The 21,778-nt window shown below is 33.3% G+C and carries 17 protein-coding genes, 1 tRNA gene and 1 other RNA gene; 2 read left to right on the forward strand and 17 right to left on the reverse strand.

The genetic code is table 11. The features are described from left to right. Positions 1-20 precede the first annotated feature (20 nt). On the forward strand, positions 21-3,545 hold the full coding sequence (smc, locus tag HND50_02395) for a chromosome segregation protein SMC (GenBank protein NOG44048.1): 3,525 nt from the start codon (positions 21-23) through the stop codon (positions 3,543-3,545). Positions 3,546-3,668: 123 nt separating this feature from the next. Further along, positions 3,669-5,057 carry a GWxTD domain-containing protein gene (locus HND50_02400; protein ID NOG44049.1) on the forward strand — a complete coding sequence of 463 codons (1,389 nt, stop codon included), beginning with the start codon at positions 3,669-3,671 and terminating at the stop codon, positions 5,055-5,057. 6 nt (positions 5,058-5,063) lie between these two features. Here the strand turns inward: HND50_02400 and HND50_02405 are convergent, their stop codons facing one another. From HND50_02405 to rseP, 17 genes are all read right to left on the reverse strand, one after another. Continuing rightward, a complete protein-coding gene (locus tag HND50_02405) occupies positions 5,064-5,975 on the reverse strand; it encodes an NAD(+) kinase (GenBank protein ID NOG44050.1) in 912 nt (303 codons plus the stop codon). Positions 5,976-5,986: 11 nt separating this feature from the next. Then, on the reverse strand, positions 5,987-6,208 hold the full coding sequence (gene xseB, locus HND50_02410) for an exodeoxyribonuclease VII small subunit (protein NOG44051.1): 222 nt from the start codon (positions 6,206-6,208) through the stop codon (positions 5,987-5,989). Between the two features lie 7 nt (positions 6,209-6,215). Next, positions 6,216-7,409: an exodeoxyribonuclease VII large subunit gene (gene xseA / locus HND50_02415; protein ID NOG44052.1), complete on the reverse strand. Its 1,194-nt coding sequence runs from the start codon at positions 7,407-7,409 to the stop codon at positions 6,216-6,218. A gap of 186 nt (positions 7,410-7,595) precedes the next feature. Continuing rightward, on the reverse strand, positions 7,596-8,306 hold the full coding sequence (locus tag HND50_02420; protein NOG44053.1) for a tetratricopeptide repeat protein: 711 nt from the start codon (positions 8,304-8,306) through the stop codon (positions 7,596-7,598). 156 nt (positions 8,307-8,462) lie between these two features. Beyond that, a complete protein-coding gene (locus tag HND50_02425) occupies positions 8,463-10,322 on the reverse strand; it encodes a LysM peptidoglycan-binding domain-containing protein (protein NOG44054.1) in 1,860 nt (619 codons plus the stop codon). Between the two features lie 5 nt (positions 10,323-10,327). Further along, on the reverse strand, positions 10,328-10,798 hold the full coding sequence (rfaE2, locus tag HND50_02430) for a D-glycero-beta-D-manno-heptose 1-phosphate adenylyltransferase (GenBank protein NOG44055.1): 471 nt from the start codon (positions 10,796-10,798) through the stop codon (positions 10,328-10,330). A 3-nt stretch (positions 10,799-10,801) separates the two neighbouring features. Further along, positions 10,802-11,785, reverse strand: a complete 984-nt coding sequence (gene rfaE1 / locus HND50_02435; GenBank protein ID NOG44056.1) for a D-glycero-beta-D-manno-heptose-7-phosphate kinase — start codon at positions 11,783-11,785, stop codon at positions 10,802-10,804. Beyond that, on the reverse strand, positions 11,782-13,356 hold the full coding sequence (locus tag HND50_02440; protein ID NOG44057.1) for a response regulator: 1,575 nt from the start codon (positions 13,354-13,356) through the stop codon (positions 11,782-11,784). The genes rfaE1 and HND50_02440 overlap by 4 nt, the downstream gene beginning before the upstream one ends. 30 nt (positions 13,357-13,386) lie before the next feature. Then, positions 13,387-13,713 (reverse strand): hypothetical protein, encoded by a 327-nt coding sequence (locus HND50_02445; GenBank protein ID NOG44058.1) that lies wholly within the window; start codon positions 13,711-13,713, stop codon positions 13,387-13,389. A gap of 62 nt (positions 13,714-13,775) precedes the next feature. After that, positions 13,776-14,213, reverse strand: coding sequence for a thioredoxin (locus HND50_02450; protein ID NOG44059.1), 438 nt, complete (start codon positions 14,211-14,213; stop codon positions 13,776-13,778). Positions 14,214-14,244: 31 nt separating this feature from the next. Then, positions 14,245-15,087 (reverse strand): DUF4115 domain-containing protein, encoded by an 843-nt coding sequence (locus HND50_02455; GenBank protein NOG44060.1) that lies wholly within the window; start codon positions 15,085-15,087, stop codon positions 14,245-14,247. Further along, entirely contained in the window at positions 15,074-16,786 is a 1,713-nt protein-coding gene (gene recJ, locus HND50_02460) for a single-stranded-DNA-specific exonuclease RecJ (GenBank protein ID NOG44061.1), read from the reverse strand. Before recJ ends, HND50_02455 begins: the two co-directional genes overlap by 14 nt. Positions 16,787-16,800: 14 nt before the next feature. Next, positions 16,801-17,206: RNase P RNA component class A (gene rnpB / locus HND50_02465), an RNA gene on the reverse strand. 11 nt (positions 17,207-17,217) lie between these two features. Further along, entirely contained in the window at positions 17,218-17,922 is a 705-nt protein-coding gene (locus HND50_02470) for a hypothetical protein (protein ID NOG44062.1), read from the reverse strand. A gap of 139 nt (positions 17,923-18,061) precedes the next feature. Beyond that, a tRNA-Ile gene (locus tag HND50_02475) sits at positions 18,062-18,135 on the reverse strand. Positions 18,136-18,209: 74 nt separating this feature from the next. After that, positions 18,210-20,393 carry a hypothetical protein gene (locus HND50_02480; protein NOG44063.1) on the reverse strand — a complete coding sequence of 728 codons (2,184 nt, stop codon included), beginning with the start codon at positions 20,391-20,393 and terminating at the stop codon, positions 18,210-18,212. Between the two features lie 26 nt (positions 20,394-20,419). Beyond that, on the reverse strand, positions 20,420-21,745 hold the full coding sequence (gene rseP / locus HND50_02485; GenBank protein NOG44064.1) for an RIP metalloprotease RseP: 1,326 nt from the start codon (positions 21,743-21,745) through the stop codon (positions 20,420-20,422). Positions 21,746-21,778: the final 33 nt, after the last annotated feature.

The raw sequence follows: 21,778 nt of genomic DNA on the forward strand, positions 1-21,778 counted from the left end.
TGTAAAGAAGAAAATATTTTATGTATCTGTCAAAGTTAGAAATTTTAGGTTTTAAATCGTTTGCCCAAAAGATCAAATTAGATTTTAATGAAGGGTTAACTTGTATTATTGGGCCAAATGGTTCGGGGAAATCGAACATTGTAGATGCAATCCGCTGGGTTTTAGGTGAGCAGCGCGTTTCATCTTTGCGTAGTGATAAAATGGAAAATGTTATATTTAACGGTACTAAAAAGCGCAAACCAATGGGGCTTTCCGAAGTTTCCATGACAATAGAAAACAACAAAAAAATTCTTGATAGTGAGTATGAAGAAATTGTTATCTCACGGCGCTTATACCGTTCCGGAGAAAGCCAATATATGATTAACAAAGTACCTGTGCGTTTAAAAGATGTAGTAAATCTTTTTATGGATACAGGTATGGGGGCAAATTCATATTCAGTAATTGAGCTTAAGATGGTTGAAAGTATTTTAAGCGAAAATAAAAATGAACGGCGCCTTCTTTTTGAAGAAGCTGCCGGCGTTGTAAAATATAAAACACGCCGAAAATCTGCATTAAGAAAATTAGATTCCACTCAGCAGGATTTAGCACGTATAAATGATATTGTAATTGAAGTTGAAAAAACTGTCTCCTCATTAGGTCGCCAGGTTTCAAAAGCCCGACGTTTTATAGATTTAACCGATCAAATGAAGAAGAATGATATTGACCTTGCTGTTTTCCGCTATCACAAATTTAAAGATTTAATTGATCCGCTGGAAACAGAGTTGACAGAAATCAGCAAAGAGAAAGAAGAAAGTTCACACCAAATTACTTTAGAAGAAGCTATTTTGGAGGATTACAACCGCCAACAAATTGAGTTTGAGCAACGTGTTTCAGAATTAAATAAAACCCTCTATGAAAAAGATATCAACATCCGCAATCTAAACCAGGATGATGCAATTGCAGAAGCAAAAATTGAAGATATGAAAAAGAACCGGGAACGCTATCTAAATGAAATAGATGGCTTCCTGAAAAAAATCACCCTGCTAAATGAGGATAAGGAAACATACACGGATGAGCTGGAACAAATCCGCTTAAATACAGAACAGCTTGATAAACAATTTGCTGAAATCCGCAAAGAAAAGGAAGAGAATGCAGATTTAATCAACGCTGAAAAAGCGGATATTGACCAGTTGAATACTAAATTCCGTGAACAGCTTCAAATAGTTACTGAGAAAAAAGAGCTGCTAAAACAAAAAGAATACCGCGTTAATTTTGATAAAGAGCAGATAGAAAAAATCAACCATATAAACAGTGAACAAGACTCTGAGATTTCAGAATTAAATGAGAAATTAGATGAGTCAAATAAAGGCAAGATTGCCAGTGAAGCGGAAATTGAAAAAATAAAATCTGAAATAAGCCATATTCAAGAAAGCTCCACAAAAGTTCGGGTAAATATAACTAAAAACCAGTCTGATTATAATCTTTTGTTAAGTGACCTTGAAAGAACCCGTTCCCGTGAAAGCTTTTTAAAAAATATTATCAGCAGTTATGAAGGCCACGCTAAAAGCACACAATTTGTAATGTCCCAACAAGATAAAATTGACGGTGTTTATGGACCTTTGGCCGATTTAATTGATGCAAATGAACAACACGCCCTACTTGTAGAATCTGTTTTAAAAGATTCATTAAATTTCATTGTAGTGGAAAATATTAGCGTAGCAAAAGAGCTGATCCAAAAAGTAAAAGCAGAAAACCAAGGTCGTGTAACTTGTATTCCTCTTGACCGTGTTGAAAAAATTGATGCGCCTAATTGGAATAAAAATGGCGCCGGGCTCAGCTTTTTACTGGACAACATTTCTTGTTCAGATAAATTTAGGCATCTTTTAAATATTTTGATCGGTGATGTGGCAATAGGTAGTTCATTGGATGAATTAATAAAACTATCCGAAAAAAAACCGGGTTTACGTTTTATTAGCAACGATGGAGAAACTGTTAATTTTAGCCGCGAGATTAGTGGTGGCAGTACCGGAAAAAAAGATACAACAATCATCGGACGAAAAAACAAATTAAAAGAGTTGGAAAAACTGAAGGAAAAACAAGATAAAGAGCTTCAAGTTTTAAAAGATGCCGGTAAAAAGTTTGAATATGAGTTAGAACAAATCCTAAACAATGAAAAAGAAAAACGCGAATTACTGGATATAAAACAACACCGCTTTTTTGAAATTGATAATAACCTTAAACAATTATCTTACCAGCTTGAAAATAAGAAAAAACAACTTGAAGCCGCTGATATCCAAACAACTCAATTAAATACGCAAATCGACATTCTCCTCAAAGAAACAAATGAAATATCCGCTGAGTTGGAAATAAAACAAAGCGAGTTAAACAAGCTTGAAAAAGAAACCATTATTCGCACAAATGAATTTGAAACAAAAAATGAGAGCTTTCAAATTTTGCTGGACGAATACCAGGAAACTCAGTTAAAACACAGTAATTCTCAAAACCAGCTTGTAAACCGTGAGAATGATTTGAAACGGAATTCTGAAAATGTAAAAGAGCTGGAAACTTCGATCACTCGCCGTAAACAGGAAATTGAAAATATAAAAGAATCTCTTGTTAAATTTGATAGTGAAATCGTAGATCGTAAAGTAAAACGTGAACAAATTTGGCAGCACCGGGATGAACTTGACAAAAAGAAACAAGTGCTTGAGACTGAATTTCAAGAGTTAAAAGATAAACGCCATAAGCTGGAAAATGAAATCCGTGAGTTCCGCAGAAAACATGACAGTTCGCTGGAAAAATCTAAGAAACTTGAAATAGAAATCAGTGAGTATAAATACCAATCTGAAGCGGTTAGAACTTATGCATCAAAGGAATATTCAACTGATGTTGATGCGCATATCCCAAACCAGAACCTTAATGAAGAAGAAACAGAAGACTTACTAGATTCCCTTCGTAACCGCATAAAAAATCTTGGGCCTGTTAATCCACTGGCTGTATCGGAACATGAAAAGGAAAGTGAACGACTGGAATTTTTAACAACTCAACGAGATGATTTACAAAAGGCAGAACAATCATTGTTGGAAACAATTGATAAAATCAACAAAACTGCCCGCAAACAATTTGAAGAGACTTTTACTGCTATTAAAGAAAATTTTGAAAAAGTTTTTGTATCCTTTTTTCCTAATGGGCGCGGAACTCTTATGCTGGACGAGACTGATGACCCGCTTGAAGCTGATATAGAAATTGAAGTTACAACCAAAGGTCGCGGTTTGCAGACCCTTTCCCTGCTTTCAGGTGGTGAAAAAACACTGACAGCTATTTCCCTGCTTTTTTCCATTTACCTGGTTAAACCAAGCCCTTTTTGTATTCTGGATGAAGTTGATGCTCCTTTGGATGATGTCAATATTGGCCGATTTACAGAGGCACTGCAGAGCTTTTCGAACAATACACAGTTTTTAGTAGTTACACACAACAAACGCACTATGGAAGCTGCTGAGACCATGTATGGCGTCACAATGGAAGAAGAAGGTGTTTCAAAGTTAGTGTCCGTGCAATTCAATTAGGACAAATGAATGTCATCCCTGCAAGCCTTAAGCAGGAATCTTGTCTATAATGGACATTCGGGATTGAAATTCAATAACGATCAGAATCTTTTAAAATTTAATAAAAAAAGAAATCCACTATAAATGAAAAAAACTAAATTTATTCTTTTAAAAACAGTTTTACTAATTTTCCCCTTTTTCAGTTATGGACAAGTTTCATTTATTCCTATTAGTGCAGATTATTCAGCCTTTCAAATGAATGATTCGCTGGCTTATGTAGAATTTTATGTTTCTTTTTTTCAAAGTAATCTTCAATATGACTATAAAAATGATACCTTACAGGCGTTATTTGAAAACAAATTAATTATTAATCATAATGGTGATGAGATTAAGAATATTTCTCATAATTTTAAAAACACTGAAACAGATTCTGCAAGTGTAAAAAAATATAGTCAGTTTTATGATATATTCAGTCTTGCCCTTCCATTTCGTCATTTTTCGGCCACAATTCGGGTTACAGATAAAATCTCAGGATTTACTGGAGAATATATTTTAGATATAAATATTCCCGGTGCAACAAATAAATTTCGCCTGTCAGATATTCAACTATCATCCCATATTGAAAAAACAACCGTTGACGGAAAGTTTACAAAGAACAATCTGAAAATCATCCCTTATCCCCGAAAAGTATATGACCTTCTGCAACCGATGCTATATTATTATGTGGAGCTCAATAATCTAAGCTATAGTGAAACCCAACAAAATAAGTACAATTTCAATTATTTTGTTACAAATGAAAATGGAGATACGCTAAAAACAGGTCCACAAAAAACTAATAATATTGCAGGAAATGCCCAGGTAGAAATTGGTGCATTCAATGCCCTTTCACTTCCACCGGGTAGCTATAATTTAAATATACGTGCTAAAGATTTGTTTTCCGGTAACTCAAGTAATACAAGAAAACGCTTCTCGGTTCGTAAACCAAGAAAGAAAAAAGTTCTGGAGAATCAACTTTCTGATATTGATCCCGTTTTTAATTCTATGAACCTGGAAGAATTAAAAGAGGAGTTTGAGGCTGCAAGTTATTTTGCAACATTGCAGGAAACAGAAATTTTTGAACAACTTGTTACTGCTAATGAAATTCGTGTTTTTTTAACCACCTTTTGGCGTAACCTCGATAAGCAAAACGGAATTGCATTTGGATTAACCCGTGAAAAATTTTTAAGGTTATTTTTTATGGCGAATAATGATTTTAGCTCATCTATGGTTAAGGGTTATAAAACTGATCGTGGACGCGTGTTGATTCTTTATGGTATTCCAAGTGAAATTGAGCGCTTTACTAATAATACAGACACCGATCCATATGTGATTTGGAATTATTATGAGTTAGATGGCGGAAGCAAATTTATTTTTGGGGACAGGAGTGGATTTGGAAGATATGAACTGCTTCATTCAACCTATTATAAAGAGATTCAAAATCCAGATTGGTATGATCGTATTCTAATTCCAAACTACAAACGGACAAATGATTAAAACTCATCAATCTTTTTGATAAGTCCAACGCTTTTTATTTCTAAAATCCTCGCCCCAACTAAGCTTTCTACTTAATGTTTTAAAAAAGTTTTGAGATTTAATTTTAATGAAGTTGATTTTTCTTTTACTTTTTTTGATAATAAATCGTGTTCCACTTGGATAGCTTCCCTGGATTTGCCCATCTTTGAGAATATTAAAGGATTTATGTTCTGTCCATATCTGGAGATTAATTTCACCATCATCATGAATTATTAGAGGCCTGTTCGTTAAAGAATGCGGACAAATGGGGTTTAAAACAATTACATTTGACCTTGGTTCAACTATTGGGCCGCCCGCAGATAGCGAATAACCTGTCGATCCAGTAGGTGTTGAAACTATCAGACCGTCTGCAATATATGAGTTTAATGTCCGCCCGGCTATCCGTACATCAATTTGTATAACCCTGGAAAACCCTGCTTTATCAACAACAATATCATTTAATGCGACTTTTTTTTCTTTATGGCCATTTTGCCTGAGAGTAAGTAAAGTTCGTTCATCCAAAGTATACTGACCCGACAAAACACTCTCAAGGTGATCGGTTAATTTGTCCGGTGGTGTATCTGCCAGGAAACCTAAACCACCCAGGTTTACTCCTAAAAATTTTGGAAAAGTATCGGTTATTTTCTCAACGGTTCTTAAAAGCGTGCCATCACCGCCAAGAGTTATTAATACTTCGGATTTATTTAGTATTTCAGATTCAGATAATAACCGAAGGCTTTTAAACTCGGTACTTATATAAGGCGAGTCATTTGTGCATAAATAGAAAGATACCTGATCACTGTATTTTGCTGCCCAGTTATCAAACTTTTCAAGCAGGTCATTAACGTTATCTTTACGTGGGTTAACAACAATCCCAATTGTTTTAATTTCTTTTGCCATTTTACTTCAATTTATTCAAAATCATCAACTATAATATTTCCACTTTGATCTTTTGAGATTTGTTTAATTTTTTTCTCGGCAGAATTTAATTTTTCGAGACAAACTTTTACAAGGTCGTTGCCTTCTTCATAAATTTTAATACTTTTATCAAGGTCAATTTCGCCTGATTCCAGCTGGTCTACGATTGTTTCCAAACGTTTTAGAGCTGCTTCAAATTTAACATCTTTTTTCATAATAAACCTAATACTTTAGTTTGTTTATGGTACTTTCGATTTCACCATTTGCAACCTTCGTCTCCAAAACTTGCCACTTTTTCAGTTTGGAAATATCTTTAACAATTTTCCCATCAGCATAAGTAATACTAAATCCTCTTGCAAGGGTAGCTTCATGGTTTAAACTGTTAAGTCTCTTTGTCAAAAATTGTGTTTTCTCTTTTTTCTGAAAGAACTGATTTAGGAAAGCATTTTGCGATCTGCTGCTTAGGTCATCAATTCTTTGAGCATATTGGTTTAACAAATCTTCAAATCGTTTTAACCCATGGCTTTTTTCTAAAGATGAAACTTTTTGATTTAAAAAGTTAATATTGGCCTGTACTGCATTCTGCATTTGTTGTTTAATTCCTAAAAACAATCCTGCCAATTCATTTCTGTCTGTAACAACCAACTCAGCTGCTGCCGAAGGTGTTGCTGCCCTTAAATCTGCAACAAAATCAGATATGGTAAAATCAACCTCGTGTCCTACAGCAGAAATAACAGGTATTTTTGACTGGAATATGGCTCTGGCAACTTGCTCTTCATTAAAGGCCCATAAATCTTCTAAAGATCCACCACCCCGACCTACAATAATCACATCTGCTTTATTGTGCTTATTTATTTCTTCTATGGCAGATGCAATATCCGTTGAGGCATTAATACCTTGCACTTTTGCCGCCCGAATTAATATTTCGAGATAAGGGGCGCGCCGTTTTAATACATCCAGAATATCGCGTATTGCGGCTCCTGTGGGAGATGTAACAATTGACACTTTTTGAGGAAATTCTGGAATTGCTTTTTTGTTTTCTTCTGCAAAAAGACCTTCTGACAGCAATTTTGTTTTTAACTGTTCAAAAGCTTGCTGAAGGTTCCCGACACCAGCAGGTTGTGCCTGGAGAATATCAATTTGGTAACGCCCGGATTTTTCATAAAGGCGAATATTACCCAGTGCTTTAATCTGCATTCCATCTTCAAGATTAAAGCTGATCTGCTCAGCACGTGTACGCCAAATCACTGCAGAAATCTGGGCATCATTATCTTTGAGAGAAAAATATAAATGACCGGAATAATGGGCTTTCAGGTTTGATATTTCACCTTCAATCCATATAGTTGGCAGGCTCTCTTCTAAAAGAGTTTTAATAGTGCGTGTAATATCACTTACACTGTATACTTTCTTTTCCATGAAAGATTTGAAGCTTAAGAAGAAATAAATTAATTACAACTGTAAATAGAAAAGAAAAAGGTTCATAATAATGAACCTTTATTTCTTCTTTTTATGTCTATTTTTTCTTAAACGCTTTTTTCTCTTATGAGTAGCCATCTTGGCACGTTTTCTTTTTTTACCGCTTGGCATAAAATAGAATCTCCGTTATGATTTAGTTATTTTACTTTTAATTTGGTCAATAAATTTTTTGGCTGTGGCAGCCTGTGGTGATTGAGAATTCGTTTCTATCAACTTTTCCCACATTTTTATAGCACCCAAAGAATCACCCATGTTAAAATGAACTATTCCAGAGTTATATAATCCCTGACTATGTGTTGGATCTATCTTCAAAGCTGTTTGCATATACATCAATGCAGAATCGGATGAGTTAGTATTGAAATATGCGACACCTAGATCAATTAAAACATTAGGATCAGTTGCATTTACCTCTAAAGCTTTTTGATAATGTTTAATCGCGTCCGGAAAACGGCTAATATCAAAAAAACTGTTTCCCATTTTAACATTTAACTCATAATTAGAAGGGTCAGCATCCAACTGTTTACGTAACTCCTGTATAGTATTCATCATCCTGTTAAGATCAGGATTTTCAGCAGGAGTTTGAGAAACCTTGGAATTCAGCTTTTTTTGAAATGATTTTGTATTGCTGTTGTTTACAAGAATTATTGTTACAATTGCAAATAAAAATGCCAACGCCAAAATAAAATATGAATTACTCTTTTTAGGAGGTTCGGTCTTTTTTGTTTTTTGGGGACTTTTTTTAGCGCTTGTCGATTCTAATTTTTCGCCGCAACTTGAACAAAAGTTCGGATTATTTTCTAGTTTTGCACCACAAGAAGGGCAAAAATTATTTTTCATCTTTGATTTTTGACTCATAATTATTGAAGCATTGATTTTACGACTTTTACATCCTAAAATCAATTCTATTTATGCATTCTTTTCTTGATTTTCTTTTACTTAAATTTTGAGTTTTATTATTGTGTAAGGACAAGCTTAATTAGTTCTGTTTTAAAATCATTGAACTTTTAAACGATCACCGGGCTTTATTTTTGAGCCATTAATTTTATTTATTTTCTTTAGCTGCGAAATAGAAATCCTATGCTTTTTTGCTATATCCCATAATGTATCGCCTCTTCTTACTGTGTAATAAGGGCCATCATCTACCAAGTTTTCCGGTGTACTTTTTTTCTTTGAAGAAAATTGCTGACCTTTTCTGACATATACTTTTAATTTCTGTTTTGGATATATGTTTTGTCCATAATAAAGCCCGTTCCAGGATCGGATTTTACTTGCCCTGGTAGAATATGCTTCTGCAATCCCACCCAATGTATCGCCTTTTTTTACGATGTAATCAATTGCTTTATATTCAGCAGAATTCTCTTTTACAACACTTTTTTTCTTTGTATATCTCTTTTTTGATTTAGATGATGGGTTTGAATAATTACTGACATAATAGTGTTTTTTGTTTTGAGGTACAGGAATCAACATATACTTTCCTGCCCTAATACGTGTACCTCTTAAATTGTTAACAGATTTCAAAACAGAGATACTTGTATAATACTTTGCCGCTATTGTTGATAAGCTCTCGCCAGATCTAATTTTATGCCGAACCCAGGATCTTTTTTCTTTGTCCGGGATTTGTGCATATGCTTTTTTAAATTTTTCCCTGCTGTTTTTGGGAATATAAAGCGTGAAGTTTTTAATTCCCGGTGGTGTTACCCATCTTATGATTGCCGGATTAATTTCTTTAATAAAAGCATAAGTCGTATCAACGGCTTTAGCTACAACGTTTAAATCAATTGATTCAGATACCGTTATAGAATCAACTTCAAAAGGTGTTTGCGGATCTATATAGAATCCAAATTTTTTAGGATCTTTTGCGATAATAACTGCAGCTAAAAAAGTCGGGACATAATTGCGGGTTTGTCTTGGCAAACGGCGTAGTTTCCAAAAGTCATTCGTTTTATATTTCCGCATATTCCGTTCAACGCGTTTAGGATTGCAATTATAACCGGCAAGTGCTAAATACCAATGGCCGTCAAAACGTTCATGCAAATCTTTTAAATGTTGTGCAGCCGCTTCAGTTGCTTTTATAAAGTCTCTTCTTTCATCAAACCACCAGTTATGGCGAAGCCCATAATAACGCCCTGTTGCAGAAATAAACTGCCACATGCCAACTGCACGAGCATAAGAACGGGCCCGGGGATTAAAACCACTTTCAATCATGGCAAGGTACATTAATTCATCGGGTAACCCTTTTTCTTCAAATACATTTTTTACAAATGTTTTATATCTGCCGCTTCTTTCCAGCCATTTTGTATATACTTTTCTACCTTTTGTTTGAAAATATTTTATAACTGATCGTACTTTTTTGTTCAACGTAATTGGCATTCCGCTGGTACTTGTATCAATTACAGTTTCATTTCCAAACAGAACAGAATCGGGAAAAACTATTTTATTAATATTTGTGATTTCTTCTCTTATTTCCTCAGCTTCCAGTATTTCTTCCTGTTCTTCAAAGATTCTTTCATAATCGGTATTCATTAACTTTAATACAGAATCATATTTTGTCCAGCTCGTTAATGTAACCTGTTCCTTTTCAGAAAAGGCAGAAATGCGTTCGAAAGCATATTCGTATGTAAGTTCTGCTCCTAAGGTATCGCTGTTGGTCAATTGCTGATGAGCCTGTTTAGCTAAGGTGAAAATAGAATCTACCCTGTCTAATGATTTTTCTGATAGCCAAAGATTATTAGGTAATCTTTTTTCAGCATCCGTTTCACTTTTATCAATTTTTACATGGGTTACTGGTTGACATGCTGCAATTAAAGCAATAACCGAAATCATTTTTAGTATTTGATATTTTTTAAATTTCATAATTCTCATTGGTTAGAAATCTGGTCTATTAATTTTGTAGTAGATTTTCCTTCAACAAGCGGGATTGTTAACACTTTGCCACCGTTTTTTTGAACAAATTCATGACCTATAATCTGATCAATGCTATAATCCCCGCCTTTTATTAAAAAATCCGGTTTAACAATTTTTATTATTTCAATTGGTGTATCTTCAGCAAACAGGCAAACAACATCTACCGATTCCAGCCTTGAGAGAACAAATGCCCTGTCCTCTTCTTTGACTAATGGCCTGTCAGCACCTTTTAAACGTTGCACGGATGAATCTGAGTTTAGACCCAAAACCAGAATATCAGCCTTTTGTTTAGCTTTCTCTAAATAATAGACATGACCGCGATGTAATAAATCGAAGCAACCATTTGTAAATGCAATAGTTAAGCCCTTTTTTCTTAATTCGGCGATGACCTTTTTAATATTATCAATGGTTACAATAGTGTTCATATTTTAATTAGACAAATTAGCTAAAAGGTTTTCTTTTTTTATAGGTACAATACCAACTTCCTCCACGACTATGCCGGCTGCAATATTTGCCAGAACAGCTGCTTCCTGTTTTGTAGCACCTCCAATAGAGGAACAAGTAACAGTACTTATTACAGTATCACCTGCGCCGGATACATCAGCTACTTTACGCGCCTGGGTAGGAATATGTGTCACCGTATTATTCTTTTCAAAAAGGGATAATCCTTTTTTTCCGCGTGTTAATAAAACGCTTTCTGCATTCAACATGTTTAAAAGTTCAAACCCGGCTTCTTCAACTTCTTCATCGTTTTCAAAGTTTTTAGCCACAGCTTGTTGGGCTTCAATTATATTAGGCTTAAATATGGTAGTATTTTTATAACTTTTAAAATTAGTAAATTTAGGATCAACAGAAACATGAAGCTTATATTTGATACACAAATCTATGGCATAGGAAATTAGTTCTTTTGTAAGAACCCCTTTATTATAATCTTGCAAAATAACAGCATCGGCTTGGGTAATTAAAAACTCGATTCGTTGTTTCAGCCCTAATTCTTCCTTTTTATTAGCTGCATTAATAGTCTCTTTATCAACACGTGCAATATGTTGATTGTCGCCAATAATTCTTGTTTTAACCGTCGTTGGTCGTGAAGTAGATTCAACCAATCCTTTTGTGTTTAAATGGTTTTCTGACATTAACGAAGCAAAATTTTCAGCCATTCTATCTTTACCAACAAGCCCAACAAGAAGAGGTTCGCAACCTAAAGATTTTATATTTAAAGCCACATTTGCTGCTCCGCCAAAGCATAATATTTCATGATCAATCTCAACAACCGGCACAGGGGCTTCAGGAGAAATTCGTGTTACTTTTCCTGTTAAATATTCGTCAATCATAATATCACCTATTACCAGTATTTTCTTTCCCTGGAATGACTCTATTATTTCCCGGCCTCTATTTTCACTAATTTTCATTTTTCCCTTTTTTTATGTTTTTTTACAGGAATTGATAAAATAAACTCTGCACCACTACCAACATTTGAGTTTACCTCAACCTGAATATCATATTTTTTAAAAATTTTGTCTGCCATGGACAGCCCTAATCCGGTACCACGCGGAGCTTTATCGTCCTGGATTTTTTCATCAGGCGCTGGTTTTGTTGTAAAAAATGGCTCAAAAATCTGCTCGAGTACATCACGCTCAATTCCAACACCAGAATCTTTTATAACAAGTTTTACAGAACTCTTATTTTTTTTGGTTTGTACAAATAATTCCCTTTTTTCAAATTTGTACATAGCATCGATTGAATTTTGAATAATTACAGAAATGCTTTGCGAATAATCACTGTATATTCCATAAAGCGAAGGAATGGAATCATCTAAATCCAGAGTGCAGTCAATATAATGTTTGAAGTATAAATTCGCTTTTAAGAATTCAATTTCTGTTTTTAGAAGGCTGTTTAAATCAATCTCATCTTCTTCATAATTTAGCTCATATTTTCCTTTTGTTATTATTGTATGGATTAATTCATTCATTCGCGAAGTTTGCTTTAAAATCATATTAACTTCGTTTGAATTTGGATTTTTATACTGCAAAAGCTCTGCATTTCCCTGAATGATTGAAATCGGGGTGTTTAAGTTATGAGTTATGCCCGCTGTTAGTTGACCAATCGAGGCCATTTTGTTTTCTTTTAGCAATTCCAAAGCATATTTTTTTTCTCTTTGCTGGGCCAGGTGTTGTTCTGTAATATCTGTGATAACAACCAAAAGAGCAGGATTGCTATTGTATTCAATTGATGATAACCAAGCCTGAACATATATCTCTTTAGATTTTTTTTTATGTGCCGGAAATTGAATGGTTGTGTTGTCCCTTTGCTGTGAAAGACACGCCTGCATCAATGTTTGTAATGCTTTTTGCTTGTGTTTTAATACCAAATCAATGAAGCGGGTGCTATCAATTCCGGAGCTGTTTGAAAAACCGAAAATTGTTGCAAACTTATTATTATTATAAACAACCAACCCATCACTTATAATTGCAACACCAACAATAGACTGCTCAATAAGTTGACGGTATTTCTGTTCTGATAATTCCAGTTGTTGTACTTTTTCTTTTACTTCCTGTTCAAGTTTTTGCCGGTATTCATCTTTGTTTTTTTCAAGAATCGATCTTTCCCTGTTTAGAATAAACTGAGTATGAGCATTCTTAATTGCCTGGAGTAAATGTTTATTTTCAAAGGGTTTAAGAAAATAATCAAACACATTTAATCGAACTGCTTCTTGTGCGTGTTCTAATTCTCTGCTTCCTGTTATTGCTATTACAGGTGTGTTATTTCCTGAGTCTTGAATTTCTTTAATAAATTCAAGACCACTTTGTTTTGGCAGAATTATATCAATAATAAGGACACTAAATGTATATTTATTAATCAGTTCTTTTGCTTCTTCAGCATTAGAACAATTTTGAACACTATACGATCCGTCGATACATATGTTGGATAAATAATCCCGTATCGTTTTCTCATCATCAATGATTAGTATATTGGGTTTCATTTAGTGAGGTTGTAAAATTAGATTCTTTAATTATAGTCTGTCTACTGATTGATTTTCAAGGCTGTTATCAGCAGATGTTATTTTTTGAATCTTTAGCTTTACTTTGTCTCCGATAAATTCCAATAAAGTAAAAACAAGTAAATTTATTATCCCAATAAAAAACAGAATCCTTGTAATTATATCCATAGTTTTGTCATTAAATAAATGGAAAATAATTATTAGAACAAAACATAGGCCAACAATCCATGTCATTATACGCAATATTTTTTTAAAGATTGCTTCTGTTTCTTCAGTAAAGACTATTTCTTCAGGTTGGTTTTGTGATTTTTTTTTCTTTGAATTGTTCTTCTTTTTCATAATATCCTGTTTTTTGATTCTTATTTAATTCTTGCGAAAATAAGCAAAAGTCACCAATTTATCTATTTTTTTAACAGAAGAATATCTTGAATATCAGCTTCAATAGTTTTTTTCGGATTTTCAATTATTCTTCCTAATTCCACACCGTCTTTTTCAAAAATAAAAGTCGGAACACGTTTAATATTGTATTTTTCTATCAGGTCATTATCCAACTTTTTTTTTCTGTCAACGGCCCATAAAATAGTTTTAAAATGGCTATTTCCTTTTATTGCTTTAAAAAATTTTGGAACATTTCTTCTACTATCACCACACCATGTTCCTAAAAAAATATATATATTTATATCTTTGTCATATCCTTGAATGTTTTTTAATTCTTCTTCATTGGGCTTATATACGTTTTCTTGTTCCAGCCATACAGGGTAATCGAAATATAATTGCTCTTTATTTATCTGGCCATAAAGTAGCTCTGTATTATTCTTTGTGATTTTTTTTGATGTCATTTGTGCAGTACAAGAAAAAAGAAAAATCAGGCTAATCAATATTCGTCGTGTCATTAACCACCTCTTGTTTATTAATAATCTTTTTGCGAATATCTCTAATACCTTCAGGGGTTACCGCCATATAACTAATAACTTCGCCTTCATTTCCAAGTGCACCTTTATTTTCACCATTTATATTAAACTCAAGCCCGGAAGCATTACCTATTAAAAATTGGACCACTGAGTCAGCAGAAATATTAATCGTATTTCCTGTGTAAAGCGTATATTCCAAAGTATCTTTTTTGTCTTTGATGAAACGCAACCAGGTCGTATCAACTGCAGATACATCTATAATAACATTGCTGGTATTATTTATTTCTCTTGTTACTTCTTTTACCGAATCAATTTTTGCCTGTTCTTTAGCTTCTATTTCCGCAACAATTTTTCTAACAGGCAATTCTTTTACTTTCTCTTCAGAGCTATCACCTGTCAGTTTGGAGTTCCATGCAAGAAACCCCAGAATGATTACAATTAAAACAACAGGACCTGCAAAAAACAGGGTACGTAAATTGAAAATGGAATTATTTTTTTCACGCGTTGTTTTTATTCGTTGAATTGTTGTTGTTGGAGTAGGATAATAAATTTCTTTACGTAAAGCTTTAAACTCTGCCAAATACTTTTCAGGTTCATCTACATTTAGATATGAAATGTAAGTTTGAAAAAAAAGTTTATCATAAACCTCAGGTATTTTTTCAAACTCACCAGATTCAATTGCCTCTAAATAGGAAAGTTGAATCCGGCTATCCTGAGCAATTGTTTTTAATGAAATATTTTTTTTGAGCCTGATTTTTTTTAAGTGCTCAAATAAGTTCCCATATTCTTCATTCTGTTCCATCAGATACCTCAAAATCTTTTATTCTAAGCTGGATAGTTACCTGTCCATGCCAATTACTTTCTTCGATTACATAAGCACAATTAATTTTTATATTCTCCTGTTCAAGAACCGATTGATATTTTGCCATATTAAACGCAATTGCATCAATTACAACTCCATTTTGTTTTACTTTAAATTTTAAGTGATTTCCACCAATAATAATAATATTCCCGGAGATATCAATGTTTTTTGTAACAAAAACAGGCCTCATATTCTTTGGTCCAAAAGGGGCTAACCAATCGAGCCATTTTAAAAAAGATCCGGTAAACTCATTTAAAGAAACAAAAGAATCAATATTTAAAGTTGGCAGGCTATTATTAACATCAACTGTATTTGTTGCTATCTCATTTATTTTTTTTCGAAAAATATCTATTTTACCGGCCTCAATGGTTAAACCGGCTGCACATTCATGTCCGCCATAAGAAATTAAATACTCTGAAAGATTATTACAGGCATCAAAAATACTAAAATTTGCTTTGGATCGGGCTGATCCTTTGCCTATTCCATCATTGATGGATATTAAAACTGCAGGGCGGTTATATTTCTCCAATATTCTCGAAGCAATAATCCCCAAAACCCCCAGATGCCAGTTTTCTTTTGCTAATACAAGAACACAGTCTTTTTCAAGATTGTGATCTCTGGCTATCTGTTCTTCTGCCTCCTTCAAAGTTTCTTCGTCAATATCTTTCCGGCGTTTGTTTTCAGAATCTAAAATCTGGGCAATATTTTTTGCCTGTTGCGGACTTGACGATGTTAATAAATGAACTGCTTTCTTTGCATTTGAAATCCGCCCAACAGCGTTTAACCTTGGTGCAAGCAAGAATACAATCAAATTAACAGTTATTTTTTGTTTTACCAAACCACACGTTTTTAACAAAGCCTCAATTCCATAACTTGGTTTAGAATTTATTAATTCAAGCCCATATTTTACCATTGTCCTGTTTTCAAACCTCAAGTCAACAATATCGGCCGCTGTTCCTAAAGCAACAAGATCAAGAAATTGATATAAAAAATCTTTTTCAATTTGTAAAACTTCGCAGAGTCCTTGAAGTAATTTAAAAGCTACGCCACATCCAGCAAGCTCTTTAAATGGATATTTACATTCTTTTAATTTGGGATCCAATATTGCAAAAGCATCTGGTTTTTCAGCTACCAATTCATGATGATCGCAAATTATTGTATCTATTCCTTTTAATTGTGCATAAGCTATTTCATTATTTGCTGTTATACCACAATCAACAGTAATGATTAACGATGTTTTCTTTTTTACAGCTTTTTCTATTCCTGCAATTGAAAGTCCATAGCCTTCGGACAACCTGTCAGGAATATAAAAATCAACTTTTCCACCCAAACTATGAATTGCCTGATACAGTATCGATACAGAGGTTACTCCATCAACATCATAGTCTCCATAAATAAGTATCTTTTCACCTGATTCAAGTGCGGCAACAACCCTGTCCACAGCCCGCTGCATTCCATTCATAAGAAATGGATCATATAAATCTGAAAGCTGTGGTTTAATAAATTTTTTAAATTTGTTTTCTGAATCGATTTCTCTTTGGCAGAGAATCTGGGTTATCACTGGTGGGGGCTGTTTGTCAAAATTTGAAGTGTCTAAAACGACATCTTTGACAGGCTGGGAAATCCATTCAAATAACATTTTTGTACCAGTAAAAACCCGGGAAATGATAAGCCGAATTCTGTATCCCGCAAAACGGGACGATAGCTATTTATCTAAGTTACCTGTTGCCAGATAATTTAAGCAACCTACCCTGAAGTGTGTTTAAAAAACGCGTTAAGGGGAAAACGCACCCAATAAGGGTTCCTTCTTTATTTGGTCTTGCATCAATTCGGGTTTGTAGTACCCTTGCTGTTAAAGTATCTAAATTTAGATATTCCAATTGGAACAAGGTGGTGAGCTCTTACCTCTCCTTTTCACCCTTATCCCGATGAATCGGGACGGTATTTTTTCTGTGACACTCTCCTTCTGCAAATGCAGATTCTGATTTCTCAGAAGAATTTCCCCTTTGATGTTCGGACTTTCCTCCTTATTGCAAAGGCAGCTATCTCATTTACCCGGATATATGAAATTTATTCCGTCCACACTAAAATTCTACCACAGAATTCACATTCGTAAATCTTTTTCATTTTTCTGACTTCAACAACTTTCTGAGGTGGAATATATGAAAAACATCCACCGCAAGTTCCGTTTTCCACTTTAGCAATACCTGTACCATTACGTGCTTTACGAATTTTTTGATAAGTTGAATAAACATGCTTGCTTAAATTTTTAAGAACCTTATCACGTTTCTTTTTTAAAGAATTCTCTTCATCTGCGGTTTCGGCAAGGCTGGAATCCAATTCAACTTTATTTTCCGATAGTTCCTCTTTTATCTTTGCAATTTCAGCCTCAAGTTCATTTATTTCTTTTTCTTTCTCTTCATCAGAGGACTTTATTAAAACCAGTTCACTTCCATATTCTTTTTGCGTTTTCTGGACTGATTCAATTTCAACCGTAATTGCATCGTATTCACGATTTGTTTTTACCTGATACAGTTGCTCATTGTATTTATTTAGTTTTTCCTGAGATTCCTTTTCAAAAAGCTCAATTTCCTTAATGCGTAATTTTGAAGATTTGATATCAGATTCTATTTCTTCAAGAGAGGCTGTTTTTGATATTAGTTTCTCTTCGAACTCATTAACTATATTGGGCAAATCTCCCCTTTCTTCCATCAGCTCATCAAGCCTGTTATCCAATTCTTGTAACTCGATGAGTGCATGTAAAGTTTTTTGCACCTCTTACCCCTCCCCTTTTATATAAAAAAAGTGCACCCTATTTTTGTAGAATGCACTTTGATGTTATTTGTTTAAAACTTTTTTTTGCTTTTTTTTTGAACACTTTGAAAGCATAAAACTATCCTGATAAAATTTAAAGTGGGCCCACAGGGACTTGAACCCCGGACCATTCGATTATGAGTCGAGTGCTCTAACCAACTGAGCTATGGGCCCTAATATTCTCAAAACTCGAGCTTAGAATTTAGCCACGGGTTTTTATAAAATCAAATAAATATTGAGCCTCTTTTTTATGTTTTTATTGATAACTCAAAATGCTCATTCAGCCAAGCCTCAACTTTGTCTGGACTTACTACTATCGCCTTTCTTTGACCATGATTTTTTAGGAGGATTTCTTTATGATTAACAGAAGTATAAAGCACTTCACCTTCCACTAAATCAGGTATGATAATTGTATATTTGTAAAAAACAGAATTAAGATGTTTTGTATCAATAATATCAACATAGAAGCCAAAATATTTGAAAAACAGTGACTTAATATTCTTGTATTCTTTTTCGGGATTTTTAATAAAAATAACCAGCTCTTGAGAAAGCAATTGAGCGTCTGTGTTTTTTATTTTTGTTAGTATCAGATCCTGAACTTTTGTTTTGTAAGAAAAAGTATAAGACTTTGGAACAATAACTTTAATCTGCTTTTCAACTCTAAGTTTATCAGGAAAAACACTCAATGGTTTTATGTTCAAATTCTTTTTTGAGTCATTGAAATTTACAGAAACAGAATCTATTACATGGTTATAATGATTAGTCAAAACGCCATGCAGGTATAAATCAGTATTACTTTTTTCCAGATTTGATAAATCTAAAACCGTACCATTACTATTAAAAAATTGAAACTCTTCGATTCTATTGGTTTTAGGCACATCAATATAAGTTTTATGATATAATGATTTTTCGAAAGAATAATCAATATCAGCTATTTTACAGTCATTAATCCATTTTGCGCCTTTTATACTTACTTGATAACGCTTTCCTTTAAACAAAAACTTTAGTCTTAAATCTCCAAAGTTAACAGTAAAATTCTTCCAGGCTAATATTATTTTTAATGTAATACCTTCGTAACTAATCTTAATGAAATTTTCAAATATTAAATCGTGATGATACAAAAAAGGTTTTAAAATAATTAAGTCATTTTTGCTGTATTCTATTGACGCCTTTTTATCAATTCTAATTGGTGGGAAATTTTTGAAAGAAACAGAACAGAAATTTTTATCTCTTTTTTTTACAACCTGGTAATTGATAATATTATTAGCTAAAGAAGTGAGATTACTGCTGAGCACAAAATCAGCTAAGTCTATTTTTAGATTTTCTTTAGAAGAATCAATAAGGAAGTTATTTAAAGCCAATTTTGAATAGAGTCGATAAAGATTTAAAAAAGGAGAGTTTTGATTCTCTAATTGCGTTTCAAATTTAGCAGCAATTTTATTTTTCCACCAAAAATTATTCTTAAATACCAAAATCAATAATGCTGAAGCCTCTTCAGGAAATTCTTTGACAAAATTTTCAAAGTATAAATTTCTCGATGAGTATGATAGAGCATTCCAGCTATGTTGAATTTTATTTTTTACTAATATATTATCTGTCTGCTTCGTCGATAATAATTCACAAAAAGATAAATCTTTCTCTTTAAGGCTTTGGTTGGTGGTTACGGATTTTAGACAATTCTTTATAAAAGAATCCTGTTCTGTTTGCTGTTTAAGCAAGTTATTTATTTCTTCATGATTATTGAATAAATAGAATAATTCTCTTAAAAATAATAAAGCCATTTTGTGATCAGATCTTTGGCTATCATACTTAAATGATAAATTTCCTTCGTTCCCTATCCATGGTATTTTTGCCCATAACTCATCAATCTCCATAAGTAATTCGTTATTCTCACTTTGCAGAAAAGATAATGGGTGGATTTTTCTTTCATTTTCAAAAAGCTTTTCCAGGTAAATATTAAGCTGCAAATGAGCTGTTTTTAATTTTTCAGAATTAAATAAAATTACTTGTTCACCAGGATTAATCTCAATTTTGCTAGTTACTGGTTTAATTTTATTAGATAAATCAAAAAATTGTGCTTTATTTTTCTGTGCAGTAATTATTAAACTGTGTTTTTCTTTAGTGTTAAAATTTTGATAAACAATGAGCGTTTCTTCAAAAAACTCTATAATTGTAGTTTTGAAATTTAGAGTTACAATTTCTGAATAATAAATTCTGGATTTTGGAAATCGCCAGGATTGGGTGGTAGTTTTATTTGTTGGATTAGATTTATCAAAAGTAATTGAAAAAGTTTTAAAATTGTAGCTCTGATTTTCTTTTACATAATTGGCACTATTTTTAAAACTAATCTTAGGAGTATTTTTTTGATAAGCAAAAAGAAGGTTTTTATTGATTATGTTTTGTAGGTCATTGATAGGCGTTGTGCTTTCCATTAATTATCTACTTCAATAATGGTCTGTTAGAAATATCTGTTTATATCTACATAAAGGACAAAAATAATTAAAAACAATAAAAAGGCCATTCCAACCTGCTGAATGACAATTCTGGTTTTTATAGACAAAGGCCTGCCCATAATCCCCTCAACAACTAAAAAGGCTAAATGACCGCCATCTAGTGCCGGGATAGGCAATGTATTGAAAAATGCCAGTACTGAACTGAGCAATGCAATAAAACGGACGTAGGTAACCCAACCCCGGTTTGCTGCATCACTTAGCATTACCGCTATTGTTCCAGGTCCGCCAACCGTATCCTCAGCAGATTTCACACCTGTAACTAACAATTTCAATCCAACAAAATTCATATATATCATTTGAAATGGTTCGGCAATACCCATTTTTAAAGCTTTTGCAAAAGAGACCGGATTTTTTATTTGTTCATAATATAAGGAAACCCCTATAAGTCCATAAGACTTATCAATACCTTTGTCATCAACTGAATGAATTTTTTTAGGAGTAACCATTCCAGAGAATACTTCTTCGCCTCTTTTCCATTTAATACTTATAGAATTGTTCGCATTCTTCTTAATTATCTCTGTCATTTCACCCCAATTTGAGATTGCTTTGTCATCTAATTCAATAATCGTATCTCTAGGTTTGAGGCCGGTTTTTTCAGCAGGATCACCCGGCGTTACTTCTCTCACAGTTGCCGGAAAAATAGGAGAAATATTCAACATCTCACTATTCTTTTCTGATATCCATTCTTTCTTATAAAATAAAGTTGTTGTTTCATTGTCTCGTAATACTTCAAACTCAATATCATTTTCAATATTATTAAAAAAAGCATAAGATAGTTGTTTCCAAGTATCAATATATTCGTTGTTGATTTTGATAATTTTGTCGCCATCTAAAAAGCCTATCTTTTGTGCTATCCCGGATTCTCCCTGAACTTTAAGATTTGTAATAGGAGTAACTATTTCGCCCTGTGAATAATTTACAAAAGTGTATAAACCAATCGCTAAAAGCAGGTTCATAATTACACCTGCCGAAATGATGATTATACGTTTCCAGACAGGTTTTGAGCTGTATTCATCCTCAGCACCTGATATTTCGGAATCCATGTTTTCATCAATAAAACCGGCCATTTTCACATAGCCTCCAAGAGGTATTGCTCCAATGGAAAATTCTGTGTCTCCCACTTTTTTGCTCAATATTGTTGGAGGAAATCCTATGGAAAACTTTTCTACACGTACACCCATCCAACGTGCAGCAAGATAATGACCAAGTTCATGAATTAATACGAGGATACTAAATGCAAATATTACTGCGACAATACCTAAAAACGACATTCTTTTTCTTTCTTTTTATTATTATTACTGCGG

Source organism: Calditrichota bacterium, assembly GCA_013112635.1.
Lineage (GTDB): Bacteria > Calditrichota > Calditrichia > Calditrichales > J004 > JABFGF01.

Coding starts and splice junctions, on each gene's coding strand:
- HND50_02400 (NOG44049.1), top strand. CDS start 3,669: ATGAAAAAAACTAAATTTATTCTTTTAAAAACAGTTTTACTAATTTTC.
- xseB (NOG44051.1), bottom strand. CDS start 6,208: ATGAAAAAAGATGTTAAATTTGAAGCAGCTCTAAAACGTTTGGAAACA.
- HND50_02440 (NOG44057.1), bottom strand. CDS start 13,356: ATGAAACCCAATATACTAATCATTGATGATGAGAAAACGATACGGGAT.
- rfaE1 (NOG44056.1), bottom strand. CDS start 11,785: ATGAAAATTAGTGAAAATAGAGGCCGGGAAATAATAGAGTCATTCCAG.
- HND50_02420 (NOG44053.1), bottom strand. CDS start 8,306: ATGAAAAATAATTTTTGCCCTTCTTGTGGTGCAAAACTAGAAAATAAT.
- HND50_02480 (NOG44063.1), bottom strand. CDS start 20,393: ATGGAAAGCACAACGCCTATCAATGACCTACAAAACATAATCAATAAA.
- HND50_02455 (NOG44060.1), bottom strand. CDS start 15,087: ATGGAACAGAATGAAGAATATGGGAACTTATTTGAGCACTTAAAAAAA.
- recJ (NOG44061.1), bottom strand. CDS start 16,786: ATGTTATTTGAATGGATTTCCCAGCCTGTCAAAGATGTCGTTTTAGAC.
- rseP (NOG44064.1), bottom strand. CDS start 21,745: ATGTCGTTTTTAGGTATTGTCGCAGTAATATTTGCATTTAGTATCCTC.
- HND50_02425 (NOG44054.1), bottom strand. CDS start 10,322: ATGAAATTTAAAAAATATCAAATACTAAAAATGATTTCGGTTATTGCT.
- xseA (NOG44052.1), bottom strand. CDS start 7,409: ATGGAAAAGAAAGTATACAGTGTAAGTGATATTACACGCACTATTAAA.
- smc (NOG44048.1), top strand. CDS start 21: ATGTATCTGTCAAAGTTAGAAATTTTAGGTTTTAAATCGTTTGCCCAA.
- HND50_02450 (NOG44059.1), bottom strand. CDS start 14,213: ATGACATCAAAAAAAATCACAAAGAATAATACAGAGCTACTTTATGGC.
- rfaE2 (NOG44055.1), bottom strand. CDS start 10,798: ATGAACACTATTGTAACCATTGATAATATTAAAAAGGTCATCGCCGAA.
- HND50_02445 (NOG44058.1), bottom strand. CDS start 13,713: ATGAAAAAGAAGAACAATTCAAAGAAAAAAAAATCACAAAACCAACCT.
- HND50_02405 (NOG44050.1), bottom strand. CDS start 5,975: ATGGCAAAAGAAATTAAAACAATTGGGATTGTTGTTAACCCACGTAAA.